The sequence below is a fragment of the Streptomyces sp. NPDC006012 genome (assembly GCF_042871185.1).
Taxonomy (GTDB): domain Bacteria; phylum Actinomycetota; class Actinomycetes; order Streptomycetales; family Streptomycetaceae; genus Streptomyces.
Genome location: NZ_JBIAIE010000015.1, coordinates 108,359 through 120,900, shown reverse-complemented (window position 1 = coordinate 120,900; position 12,542 = coordinate 108,359). Strand labels below are relative to the sequence as shown.

7 protein-coding genes are annotated in these 12,542 nt (G+C 71.4%); 3 read left to right on the top strand and 4 right to left on the bottom strand.

Annotation, left to right across the window (positions count from 1 at the left end; translation table 11 throughout):
* Positions 1–85 precede the first annotated feature (85 nt).
* From ACFYPJ_RS24615 to ACFYPJ_RS24600, 4 genes are all read right to left on the bottom strand, one after another.
* Positions 86–2,353 carry a M4 family metallopeptidase gene (locus tag ACFYPJ_RS24615; RefSeq protein WP_389020993.1) on the bottom strand — a complete coding sequence of 756 codons (2,268 nt, stop codon included), beginning with the start codon at positions 2,351–2,353 and terminating at the stop codon, positions 86–88.
* A gap of 536 nt (positions 2,354–2,889) precedes the next feature.
* Positions 2,890–3,975: an NAD(+)/NADH kinase gene (locus ACFYPJ_RS24610; RefSeq protein WP_389020990.1), complete on the bottom strand. Its 1,086-nt coding sequence runs from the start codon at positions 3,973–3,975 to the stop codon at positions 2,890–2,892.
* A gap of 144 nt (positions 3,976–4,119) precedes the next feature.
* Entirely contained in the window at positions 4,120–5,325 is a 1,206-nt protein-coding gene (locus tag ACFYPJ_RS24605; protein ID WP_389020987.1) for a cysteine desulfurase-like protein, read from the bottom strand.
* Between the two features lie 205 nt (positions 5,326–5,530).
* Positions 5,531–6,874, bottom strand: coding sequence for an RNA-guided endonuclease InsQ/TnpB family protein (locus ACFYPJ_RS24600; RefSeq protein ID WP_389020984.1), 1,344 nt, complete (start codon positions 6,872–6,874; stop codon positions 5,531–5,533).
* A gap of 25 nt (positions 6,875–6,899) precedes the next feature.
* Between ACFYPJ_RS24600 and tnpA the strand changes: the two genes are divergently transcribed.
* From tnpA to ACFYPJ_RS24585, 3 genes are all read left to right on the top strand, one after another.
* Positions 6,900–7,331, top strand: a complete 432-nt coding sequence (gene tnpA, locus ACFYPJ_RS24595; protein ID WP_389020981.1) for an IS200/IS605 family transposase — start codon at positions 6,900–6,902, stop codon at positions 7,329–7,331.
* A 381-nt stretch (positions 7,332–7,712) separates the two neighbouring features.
* Entirely contained in the window at positions 7,713–9,998 is a 2,286-nt protein-coding gene (locus ACFYPJ_RS24590) for an FUSC family protein (RefSeq protein ID WP_389020978.1), read from the top strand.
* A gap of 170 nt (positions 9,999–10,168) precedes the next feature.
* Positions 10,169–12,457 carry a PQQ-binding-like beta-propeller repeat protein gene (locus ACFYPJ_RS24585; RefSeq protein WP_389020975.1) on the top strand — a complete coding sequence of 763 codons (2,289 nt, stop codon included), beginning with the start codon at positions 10,169–10,171 and terminating at the stop codon, positions 12,455–12,457.
* Positions 12,458–12,542: the final 85 nt, after the last annotated feature.

Genomic DNA, 12,542 nt, shown 5'->3' with positions numbered 1-12,542 from the left:
CCGCCCCCGCCGGCCGTCCGCTCCCGCCGGCCGTCGCCCCGGGCACCTGCCCGGGGCGACGGCCTCCGTCCGGGACGGATCAGGATCAGGGGATGAGCTGCCACTGTTCGAGGTAGCCCACGTCGATCGAGGCGTGGTCCTGGACCCGGAGCTTCCACGTTCCGGCGACGGGCTGCGCGGACGCATCGAGGGTGAAGGTCTGGTCCACGTTGTCGGCCGCACCGCCACTGCGGTCGAGCAGCGAATAGACGGTCCCGTCGGGACCGACCAGGTCGACGGTCAGATCGCCCCGGTAGGTGTGCGTGATCTTGACGTAGACCTGGGTGGTGGCGGAAGCGTTGCCGGTCCGGCCGGCGACGGTGATGGAGGACTCCACCGCCGCGCCCGCGTCCGGTATGTCGACCCGGGTGGCGTTGGCGAAGATGTCGGCCACCCGCCAGCTGAAGGAGACGGTGGCGCTCGCGCCCGTGTCGTCGGTGACCGTGAGGGTCACGTCACTGGTGCCGATCGTGGTCGGGATGCCGGAGATCAGTCCGGTGCCGCCGAGGGACAGGCCGTCCGGGAGTCCGGTCGCCGTGTACGTCAGTCCCGCGCCGGAGTTGGTGGTGAACGCGTCCGCCTGGAGCGACACCTGCTGCCCGACGCCGCTGATCTGGTCCCCGACGGGGGCCACGTTGACGCCCGGCGCGATCCGCCGGCCCACGTTGATCGCCGCCCACGCGTCGGCCACGGCGAGGTAGGTGGGGCTGTAGGCACCGAACAGGTCGCCCGCCGCCTGGAGCGTCGCGGTGCGGGCGCCCGCGTAGTCGGTGGACGACGTCATGTACGTGGTGAGGGCCCGGTACCAGATGCGCTGGGCGTTGTCGATGCCGATGCCGGCCACCGGCCGGCCGTCGTAGGTCGGGCTGTCGTAGGCGACTCCGTTCACGGTCTTCGCGCCGCTGCCCTCGGACAGCAGGTAGAAGAAGTGGTTCGCCGGGCCCGAGGAGTAGTGGACGTCGACGCTGCCGAGCGTGGAGCTCCAGTAGTCGCGGGACACGCCGTCCTTCGAGGGCTCGTCCATGTACCGCAGGGGGGTGCCGTCGCCGTTGATGTCGATCTTCTCGCCGACCATGTAGTCGGGCACGTCGGCGGTGAGGCCGGCGTGGAACTCCACCGCGGCGGCGAAGATGTCCGAAGTCGCCTCGTTCAGGCCGCCGGACTCGCCGGAGTAGGTGAGTCCGGCGGTCGCGCTGGTGACGCCGTGGCTCATCTCGTGCGCGGCCACGTCGAGCGCGGTCAGCGGGTTGGCGTTGCCGGAGCCGTCGCCGTAGGTCATGCAGAAGCAGCTGTCGGACCAGAACGCGTTGACGTAGTTGTTGCCGTAGTGGGCCCTGCTGTAGGCGGCCACCCCGTCGTCGCGGATGCCGTTGCGGCCGTAGACGTCCTTGTAGTAGTCCCAGGTCGCGGCGGCTCCGTAGGCCACGTCCACGCCCGCGGTCTGACGATTGCCCTGGGTGCCGTCACCCCAGACATCGTTGTCGTCCGTGAACAGGGTGCCGGTACCGGACGTGCCCTGGTTCAGGTCGTAGGTGCGGTGTCCGGCGCGGTCGCCGTCGACCAGTTGGTACGTCGAGCCGGAGAGCGTGGTGCCGAGCGGCACCGTGCCGTTGTACTGCCCGGTGCCGGTCCCGGTCTGGACGCCTTCGAAGCTGTCCAGCCGCTTGCCCGAGGCGGCGTCGCTGACGACGTGGAGTTCACTTGGCGTTCCGTCGCGCTGGACGCCGTCGACCACGGTCTCCCAGGCCAGCGCGGGCTTGCCGGCGGCGGCCCAGACGACGAGGCGCGGGCTGCCGTCGATGCCGGGCCGCACGGTGCGGGCCTCGGCCGCGGCGGCGAGTGCCTTCGTCCGTACCGTGGCGGCGGAGACCTTCGGCGCGGTGGTCGGCACGACGAGGTCCGCCCCGGTCGCCTTCGACACCGTCAGCCGGCCGCCGTCGGCGTGTACGACCAGGTCGCCGCCGAGTACGGGCAGACCGGCGTAGGTCCGCTCGTAGCGGGTGTGGGTGGTGCCGTCGGCGTCCTGCACGACGTCCTTGACGACGAGTTTCTCCTCGGCGCCGAGGCCGAGTGCCTTCGCGGTCGACGCGGCGGACGCGGCGGCGCTCTTGAGCAGCGCGGCGCGCTTCGCCGCCGAGAGCCGGGCGGGGGCCGCGGCGGCCCGCGGGACGGCCTTGATCTTCGCCGGGCCGCCGCGGTCGGCGGCCACGGCGGCGGTGCCCTGCACGCCGGTCGCGAGCAGGGCGCTCACGGCGGTGAGCACCAGGGCGGCGGTGCATCTGGAACGGGTTGAGTGACGGTCCTGCCGGAACAAGGGCGTTCTCCTTCTGTGAGGTCGGCCTCGATGGAGACCGGGAGAGCAGGTCGGGCCTGGGACGGCCGTCCGGCGGCGCGCGGGTGGACGGGACACCGCCAAAAGCGGTGACTGTGCGGTCCGCTCGCGGCAGTGCCCTGTGGAAGAGGTGTGAGGGTGCGTTCAGCAGAGTGACACTTCACTCACTGAACTGTCATGCCTAGAACAAGTTTACGGCTCAAATTAGCCGCTCCCGACTGCCGTTCGCCCGCCCGTGCCACCACTTTTCGGCCGGACACGGCCGTCACGCGCACGGCCGGGCACAGCACGGCTGGGGGTGCTCCTGGGTGACGGTGATGCTGATGCTGCCGGTGCCGTCCTCCGTCGCGAGGGTGCGCAATTGCTCGGCGGCCTGCCCGTGGTCAGGGGTCCGAAAGTGGTCGCTCCCGGGTCACCGTGCCCGAAGCCGACGGCGGCAGCGGGCCGGTGAGACGGGCGGACGGTTCACACCGTCAGGACGACGGGCCTCCGCGATCGCAGGCGCACGGTACACACCGTCAGGACGTCGGGCCGATCGTGGGCGGGCCGCTCGTGGCCACGCGCGGCAGCGCGAGATGTGCGAGGTCACGAGGTGGCGGCGAGGTGATCGGCCAGAGCGGGGCGGCGGAGCCGTCGGCGAGCGCGGCCGGCGCGTCGGTGAGGTTCATGCGGTCGCGCAGCCGGCCGTAGAAGTCCATCGAGCCCAGCCGGACCGCCCGGAGGCGGCGCGGGGACGCGTACACGCCGATCCAGTCCCCCGGGTCGAGGACGCCGCGCAGTTGACCGTCGATGCTGACGGCGGCCCGGCCCGAACGTTCGAGCACGCGCAGCGCGATGGGTTCGTCGGGCGCGGCGACGACCGACCTGTTGAACGCCATGTGCGGGGCGACCGGCGTGAAGATCAGAGCGTCCGCGCGCGGTGAGACGACGGGACCGCCCGCGGCGAAGCTGTAGGCGGTCGAGCCCGTGGGGGTGGCCACCAGGAGCGCGTCGGCGGAGTAGGACGCCAGGAGCCGGCCGGCCAGATACACGCCCACCGACACCTGCCGGTCCCGGGCGAGCTTCTCCAGTACGACGTCGTTCAGCGCGGTGACGTCCAGGGCGACGCCCCACTCGTCCCCGCTCTCGCACTCGATCCGCACCCGGGGCGGTGGCAGCAGGGGCCCGCGGCCGTACCGCAGCAGGGCCTCCATGCCGACGGGCACCTGAAGGCTGCACGACGCCCGCAGGGCGAGCAGCATGCGGTTCTCCACGTTGATCCGCCCGTTCTGTACGGCGTCCAAAGCGGAGCGCACGGCCGGGGCGGGGACCTCGGTGAGGAAGCCGACCCGGCCGAGGTCGACGCCGAGGATCAGGGCGTCGTGCTTCGCCGCCAGCCGGGCGCCGCGCAGAAAAGTGCCGTCGCCGCCCAGGGTCACGATGAGATCGGGATCGCCTGCGGCTGCGATCTCATCGGCGGCACTGTGCCGCCCGCCGTCGTGCCACACATCGATGTCCGCACAGCGCACATCGTGCTCGGCGCACCACTCGCGGACGGTCCTGGCGGCTTGTGCGGCCTGTGCGCGTCCGCCGTGGACGACCAGGCCGATCCGGCTCACGGTCATATCCGCCTCCAGGGACACGGGGCCGACCAGCGCACCGGCGCTGTACGCCGGGCAGGCTCACCATCGAGCCTGCCACGTCCTCGCATGCCACGCCGCTGGACGCCGCCCGCGCCCCCGCGGTCGCCCCGCGCCCCGCGGGTCGGCTCAGCCGGCCAGGTACTCGGCCAGCCCGGTCAGCAGCCGGTCGACGTCCTCCGTGTCGTTGTAGGGCGCGAGCCCGATGCGCAGACCGCCGGTGTCGCCGAGGCCGAGGCGACGGGAGGCCTCGACGGCATAGAACGATCCCGCCGGTGCGTGGACGTCGCGCTGTGCGAGAAAGTGGTAGGCGTCCGCCGTGCTACGGCCCTCGAACGTCAGCAGCAGGGTGGGGGTGCGGTCCGCGGCCCGGGAGTGCACGGTGACGCCGTCGAGCTGGGACAGCCCCTTGTTCATCCGGGCGCGCAGCGTCCGTTCGTGCCCCTCCAGGGCCACGAACGCGGCGGCCAGGCGCTCGCGCCGCGACCCCGCGGCATGCGGGTCGAGGCCGGCGAGGAAGTCGACGGCCGCCCTGGTGCCCGCGAGGAACTCATAGGGCAGCGTGCCCAGTTCGAACCGCTCCGGGACCACGTCGGTGGAGGGTTCCAGTTTGTCGGGGCGCAGGCTCTCCAGCAGTTCCGGCCGGGCGGCGAGGACCCCGTGGTGGGGGCCGAGGAACTTGTAGGCCGAGCACACGAAGAAGTCCGCGCCGAGCCGCGCCAGGTCGACCAGCGAGTGGGCGCAGTGGTGGACGCCGTCGACGTAGGTGAGTGCCCCGGCGTCGTGCGCCAGGCGGGAGATCTCGGCGATCGCGGGACGCGTGCCGATCAGGTTGGAGGCGGCGGTGACGGCGACCAGCCGGGTGCGCCCGGAGAGCACGGCACGGATGTCGTCCACGGCCAGTTCGCCGGTGGCGGGGTCGAAGTCGGCCCAGCGCACGGTGGCACCGGCCCGCGCGGCGGCCTGGACCCAGGGGCGGATGTTGGCGTCGTGGTCCAGGCGGGTGACGACCACCTCGTCCCCGGGCGACCAGGTCGCGGCGAGCGTACGGGAGAAGTCGTACGTGAGCTGGGTGGCACTGCGCCCGAAGACGATCCCGGACGGCTGCGCGCCGAGGAGGTCGGCCATGGCCTGACGGGTCCCGGTGACCAGGGCGTCCGCGTTGCGCTCCCCCGGCGTCTGGCGGCCCCGGTTGGAGAGGGGCTGTGCCAGCGCGTCGCCGATGGCCCGGATGACGGCCCGGGGGGTCTGGGTGCCGCCGGGTCCGTCGAAGTGGGCGATCCCCGCGTCGAGGGCGGGGAACTCGGCACGGAGGGCGCTGATGTCGTACGTCACGGAGGGCTCCTGTGGGTGCGGGCCGGAAGATGCGGGCCGTCGGCGGAACACGGTCCTGACGACCGTGCGGGTCCGTGCGGGCGGAGGTCTCGGTTGCGCGGGCGGGAACGGACTGCGGGCGGAGGTACGGACGATGGCGGGAACGTACAGCACGGGGAATTGAAGCTCTCCCCTCCCTTCGCAAGCTCAGGAAGGGGATTCCTGTCTACCTTGCGGCGACAGGCTTGACGGTTTTACCCGCCCTGCGACCGCGCCTTCCGGCGGCCGGGACCTCCACAGTGACGTGGCCGATCCGGTACAGGTGCAAGATGTTCCGGGCCGCGTTCCAGTCGGCGTTCGCCGTCCAGCCGCAGTCGGGGTTCTTGCAGGCGAACAGTTCCTGGCTCTCTCGGCTGCCGGGGGTGGTGAATCCGCAGGCTGAGCACCGCTGGGAGGTGTGCGGGGCGGGAACCTTGACGAGCTGGCCGCCGTACCGGGCGGTCTTGTACGTCAGCATCGTCACGGTCCGCCCCCATGCCTCCTGGGCGATGGAGCGGTTGAGTCCGGCCTTCGCCCTGGCCCCGTTGCGCAGGAACGCGCCCTGCTGCTCAGGGTCGGGCTTGGGGGCCGGGCTCTTGGCCATGCCGAGGATGTTGAGCTGTTCGACCACCAGCACGCCGTACGTGCGGGCGAGATACGTGGTGGTCTTGTGCTGCCAGTCCAAGGCTCGTCGCGTGGCTTTTGCTCGGAGCTGCTTGATCTGGTCGTAGGTGTGCTGCAAACGCCTGGAGGGCTTCTCTCCGCGCTTGCGGAACGTCTTGCGGTGTGCGGCCTGCTGCTCCAGGCGGAGGAGCTTGGCTTTCTCCTTCGGGGTGAGCCACTTGTCGCGGTCGGAGTCACCGTTCGGCAGGCGCGGCGGGCGGCCGTGGTCCTGGTGGTCCTTGTTGGACAGGGCGAGGGGGATGTTGACTCCGGCGTCGATGCCGACCTCCGGCCCCTGGTGGGGCTCGGGGGCACGTTCGAGGGTCTGCACGCGGAAGGCGATGTGCCAGCCCAACGCGTCCCTGACGAGGCGGCCGCCGGTGATCAGGTTCTCCTTGTTCGCCCTCTTCCCGACAGGGAGATCCTTGGTCCAGCGGAAACGGACCCGGCCGACCTTGGGAATGCTGGCCATGCCCCACCGGCGGTGCACCCGCGTGATGTTCAGGTCGCGGCCCTGCGGGATGTCCACGGACATCACGGAGCGGAACCGCCCCTTGTAGGCGGGCTCCTCGGCTCGTCCTTCCCAGCAGTTGACCCACGCGCGCAGGTATGTCTTCAAGACGGCTTGCGCGGCCTGGGCGGGCAGCACGGCGAGGTAATCGAGGTCCTTGCGGGCCTGCCGGATCGCCGCATCGGCGAGAGACAGCTTCGTGTCGCTCTTCGGTGTCATCGTCCACCAGGAGTGGAGGCAGTTCCACATGGTGCGGGCCGCATGCGCTTGGTCATCGAGGATGCGGATCTCGGCGGGGCTGGGCGCCAGTCGGGCACGGTGCCCGAACTGCCTTGTCACCAGGCCGAGTTCGCTCATAACGATCACTATACACTGTTGGTTTATGTCACCACGCTGGAATCCCAACCCTGACGTACGCACCGGACGTCACGTCGTCTACAACCTGCACGTGCATTTGGTGTTCGTCACCAAGTACCGGCGCAAGGCCATGACGGACGCCATGCTGACGCGCTGCGAAGAGATCATGCGAGAGGTCTGTACGGACTTCGAGGCCGACCTGAAACAGTTCAACGGAGAGGAGGATCACGTACACCTGCTCGTGCATTACCCGCCGAAGGTCCAGCTCTCCAAGCTGGTCAACTCCCTCAAGGGCGTCTCCGCCCGCCTGTTGCGCAAGGAGTACGACGCGCACGTACGCCGGTACCTGTGGGGCGGACACTTCTGGTCCGGCTCCTATTTCGCCGGAAGCTGCGGCGGGGCGCCCCTGACCGTCGTACAGCAGTACATCGAGCGGCAGAAACGCCCCGTGGGCTGAGGTAAACAGTGCTGACCCGTGCTTCAGTGCGGGTCACACCTATTTTGAGATGGCCTTCACCATCCCGCCTGAAGGCCGGAACACTGGCCAAGATCAAAGGTAGAGGCGATGACGGGCGGGAACGTACAGCGCCGGGACGTACGGACGGCGACGGGCGGAAAATACGGCGCCCGAAAGCACCGACGACAGCGGGCAAAGCGGCCGGTGCACCGGCTGGGCGGACGGCCCGGCACGCTGTTTCCGGGGCCGCCGTGGCGGTCGGTGCGCACGGTCCCTGGCCCGGCGGTCCGGCACGGCACACCGGGTGTCCGTCGAGCGTGTGGCCGATACTGGCGTCTACGGGGCAGGCGGGCGGGCCGGCCGCAGGAGGTGCGCGAGCCTATGGGAACACTGGGCGGCGCCCGGCCGACGAGGCTCATGACATGGCTGCGCGCGCACGATCCGGATCTCGCGGCGACCCGTCGGGCCGGGCGTGCCGCCCTGGTCATGCCCGCCCTGTTCGCGCTGTGCAACCAGGTGATCGGTTCCTCCCAGATGGCGACCTTCGCCGCCTTCGGGTCCTTCTCGATGCTGCTGCTGGTCGATTTCTCCGGCCCGATGGTGCAGCGGCTGCGGGCGCAGCTCGGTCTGGCGGCGGCCTGGGCGGTGCTGATCTGCCTGGGCACGCTGGTGGCCGGGGTGACCTGGCTCGCGGTGGCCGTCATGGTGGTGATCGGCTTCCTGATCCTGTTCTCGGGTGTCGTCAGCTCCGTGCTGGCGGGCGCGACGACCGCGCTGCTGCTGGCGTTCGTCCTTCCCGTGACCTCGCCTGTGCCGTTGTCCCAGCTTCCGGTCCGGCTGGCCGGGGCGGGGCTCGCGGCGCTGGCCGCCCTGCTCGCGATCTCCTTGCTGTGGCCCCGGCCGGTCGCGGACCCGCTCAGCGCGCCGGCCGCACGGGTGTGCCGTGCGGCGGCGGCGCAGCTGCGGGCCCGTGTCGCCCGGTCGGCCGGGGTGCCGGAGGCACCGACGAAGCGGCACTACGACCGGCTCGGCGCGCAGACCGCCGCGGCGGCCTCGGAACTGCGCTCCGCCTTCGACGCGACTCCCTACCGGCCCACCGGTCTGTCGGTCGGCTCGCGCGCCGTCGTCCGCCTGGTCGACGAGCTGACCTGGCTCACCGCCATCGTGGGGCACTGCGCACAGCCCGCCGCCGACTGCCCTGACTGCGAAGCGGAGGCGCACGCCGTGCTGCGGGCCGCCGCCACGGCCCTCGACCTGGCCGCCGCCCTGCTCACCGAGCCACGTGCCGCACCGGACGCGCTGCCCGCCGCCGTGAGCGATCTCCGCAAGTCCCTGCGGGACCTGGAGCGCGGCGCCACCACCCGGCTGCCCGTGCACCACCCGCCCGGCACCGAGTCCGAGGTCCGTGCCTTCCTCGGGACCCTGGACGTGTCCTTCCGCGCGCAGGAGCTGGGGTTCGCGACCCTGCAGATCGCCTGCAACGTCCAGGTGGCCGCGGCGGCGGAGCGGCGGAGCTGGCGCGAACGGCTGCTCGGCAGCGAGCCCTGGGCACTGACCGAGCCGCTTGCCGCCGCCTGGGAGCGGGCCGCCGCCCATCTCCAGCGGCACTCGGTCTGGCTGCACAACAGCCTGCGCGGCGCCCTGGGGCTCGGCATCGCCGTCGCCCTGGCCGACCTGACGGGCGTGCAGCGTTCGTTCTGGGTGCTGCTCGGCACGCTGTCGGTGCTGCGGTCGAACGCGCTCAGCACGGGACAGAACGCGATCCGTGCCCTCGCCGGCACCATCGCGGGCTCGCTCGTCGGTACGGGACTGCTGCAGGTCATCGGCCACCACGGCACCGCGCTGTGGCTGCTGCTGCCGCTCGCCGTGTTCGTCGCCGGTGTGGCCCCGGCCGCCGTCTCCTTCACGGCGGGTCAGGCCGCCTTCACGGTGACACTGGTCGTGCTGTTCAACATCGGCAGGGATCCCGACTGGCACATCGCGCTGCTGCGCACCCAGGACATCGCCCTCGGCTGCACGGTGAGCGTGCTGGTGGGGCTGTTCTTCTGGCCGCGTGGCGCCGCGGCCGCCGTGGACCGGGCACTCGCCACCGCGTACACGGACAGCGCCCGCTATCTGGCGAAAGCGGTGGAGTACGCCGTGGGCAGGTGCGGCAGGCCGGCGGTCGCCTCCGGTGCCCCGCTGGATGCGGGCCGCCGGGCGGCCGCGTCGGCCCGGCGGCTCGACGACGCCTTCCGCAGCTATCTCGCCGAGCGCGGACCCAAACCGGTCCCGCTGGCCGACATGACCACGCTGGTCACCGGCATCGTCGGACTGCGCCTGGCCGCGGACGCGGTGCTGGGGCTGTGGCGGCGGGCCGGCGACCCGCCCGCCGGGACCGACCGGGCCGCCACCCGGCTCGTGCTGCTCCGTTCGGCCGACCGGGTGACCGGCTGGTACCGGGAGCTGGCCGCGGGCCTGGACGACGGGCACCCGGTGCCCGAACCGCTGCCGCCCGGCCGGGAGGTCGCGGCGGGTCTGGTCGAGTCCGTGCGCGGCGATCTGCTGGACGAGCACGGGCGGGCCTCCGACACGGCGGTCCGCGTCATCTGGACAGCCGACCATCTGGCGGCGGCCCGGCGCCTCCAGCCCGGGCTGGCCGCCGCCGCGAAGAGATACGCGGGCTGACGTCACGTTCGGCTGTTCCGGGTGTGTTGTCAGACGGTGGGCCCAGTGCGTTCCTGCAAGAGAACTGACCGGCGTTGTCTACCGTCGCCCGGGTCATGTGCCATCGGCGGGCGCGGTCTACGATCAGCGCTGCCAAGTGAAAACCGCTTACCGCCGGGGGATTTTGGGCTGTGGACGACCGGGATCTGATACTTGCTGACCGCTACCGCCTGGTGCGCCCGCTGGGGCGCGGCGGGATGGGGGAGGTGTGGGAGGCGCAGGACGCCAGTCTTCGGCGGCCGGTCGCGGTCAAGGTGATCTCGGTCCTTGCGGGCGGCGGCAGTCGGGCCGACGAGGCGCGGGCCCGGTTTCTGCGGGAGGCGCGGATCACCGCCGCTCTGCAGCATCCGCATATCGTGACCGTCCACGACCTCGGTGAGGCAGCCACCGGCCAGGGCACGACGCCGTTCCTCGTGATGGAACTGCTCCGGGGCGAGGGTCTGGACGCCGTTGTCCGGCGCGGACCCAGCGGCGAGGAGGAGGTGGCGCGTTGGGGGGCGCAGGTGTGCGACGCCCTGGGCGAGGCGCATGCCGCCGGCATCCTGCACCGCGACATCAAGCCCGCGAATCTCTTCGTCGCGGCCTCGGGCCACCTGAAGGTGCTCGACTTCGGGATCGCCCGCGCCGCCGACGCCTCGGCCACCGGTGACCGGCTGACCCACACCGGGTTCATGGTGGGCACGGCCGCGTACATGGCACCGGAGCAAGCCCGCGGGCGCCCAGAGCAGCGCAGTGACCTGTACTCCCTCGGGTGTGTGCTGTTCGAACTGCTCACCGGGCGGCTGCCGTTCGACGCCCCGGACACCCTCGGGTACGTCACGGCGCACCTTCACGATCTGCCACCGGCGCCGAGCAGCCGCGTGCCCGGTGTCTCCGCTTCGTGGGACCGCCTGGTCGCTCGGCTGCTGGCCAAGGACCCGGGTGAGCGATACGAATCGGCCGCCGTTCTTGCCGACGAGCTGCGGCGCCTCGGTGGTGTGCGGCAGGCCCAACCCGCGGCCCCTCGCTACACGCCCACCGTGGCCGCCCGAGAGGAGCACGGGGCGAGCCCGGCGCCTGCGGCTGCCTCCGTGTCCGACGATGTCGCGGCGGCACCTACGGTTCAGGCGCCGGCCGGGCCGTCCGATGGAACAGGCATGAGCCGGCGCAGCCTGCTCATGAGGGGATCGGGTCTCGCCGCGGTCACGGTCGCCGGAGGGGTGTCGGCCGTGTACCTGACCGGCGAACCCAAGCGGGACCCGGTCGCCTGGTCGCAGAAGATCGCAGACGTCGACCTGATCAACTCCGACGGCCCGAGCACCGTCCTGGCCGACGGCCGGTGTCATGTGGCCGCAGGCCACTACTACAAGGAGACGGCTGCGCTCCACACTTTTGACCTTGCCACCGGTAAGCCCCTGTGGAAGGTGTCCCTCAACCGGGCCTGGGCCCGGGAAGCACGCTTCACGGTCGTCGGCGGCACGCTGCTCGCCCTGACCCGGGACTCCGACAACAAAGGCGGACAGGTGGACGCCTTCGACGCTGCCACCGGCGAGCGCCGGTGGCAGAAGTCGGTCTCCAACAGCGCCATGGGGCTGGATGTGCACCGCCCCAGCGGCTTGCTGATCACTGGAGAGGAGGGCTACGTGGTCGGAATCGATCCCCGCACCGGCAGCCAGCGTTGGGCGACCGACGTGTCCTCCCCGTACGAGACCACGTGGATGCCGGCCGGCGACCTGATCGTCTGCGGGAACGGAATCGCACTTCTCGGCAAGTCGGGCAAGCAGATGTGGACGCGCCCCGGATTCCAGCCGAATGGCGACCTGGCGCAGCCCCTGGGTGGGGGCCTGCTCTTTTACGAGGCCGGCAAGACAGTGGCGGTCGACCTCGTCTGCCGCAAGGCGGACACAGGCGCGGTGATGTGGCGGAGCCCCTTCCAGCAGACCTTGCCGGAATTCCTCAGCACCGACACCTTCCAGCCGCTCGACGAACTGGTGTCGGGCACCACGGTTTTCCTTCCGCTGGCCGCGGGGTCCCGCCGGAAGCCGACCGCACTGAACGGACTCACCGGTGAGCAGCTCTGGACCTACGGCCGTACGTACCAAGAGGCCGGCCTGCCGGCCCAGGGGACGACGAGTGTGCCGGGCGGGTTCGTCCTGCGAACGGGGTCGGGACCGGTGTGCCTGGCCGCCGCCGACGGCAAGGAACGGTGGCACGCCGATGCGCCGAGCGTGCGGACCACCGGTAAATACGCCCTGCTCGCGAGGACCGAGCGGGCACGAGTGTTCCAGCACTGGACCAGTGCGCGGATCGTCGGAGTGGAGCACGGCCGCACGCTCTGGACGGGCCGGTTCGACAGCACGTCCATGAGCGCTCCCGCCGTGAGCGGCGACTCGATCGTGCTCCTCGACGGCAGCGGCACGGTGTGGGCGGTGAAGGTGTGACCTGTGGGACCTGTGGGACCTGTGGGACCTGTGGGACCTGACAGGTAAGCAACCATTTCTGCTGGCTGACCCGACTGTTCGTGGG

What these genes read in the sequence shown, in the direction of transcription:
- ACFYPJ_RS24600 (WP_389020984.1), bottom strand. Translation starts at nt 6,874, where the DNA reads ATGAGCGAACTCGGCCTGGTGACAAGGCAGTTCGGGCACCGTGCCCGA.
- tnpA (WP_389020981.1), top strand. Translation starts at nt 6,900, where the DNA reads ATGTCACCACGCTGGAATCCCAACCCTGACGTACGCACCGGACGTCAC.
- ACFYPJ_RS24590 (WP_389020978.1), top strand. Translation starts at nt 7,713, where the DNA reads ATGGGAACACTGGGCGGCGCCCGGCCGACGAGGCTCATGACATGGCTG.
- ACFYPJ_RS24610 (WP_389020990.1), bottom strand. Translation starts at nt 3,975, where the DNA reads ATGACCGTGAGCCGGATCGGCCTGGTCGTCCACGGCGGACGCGCACAG.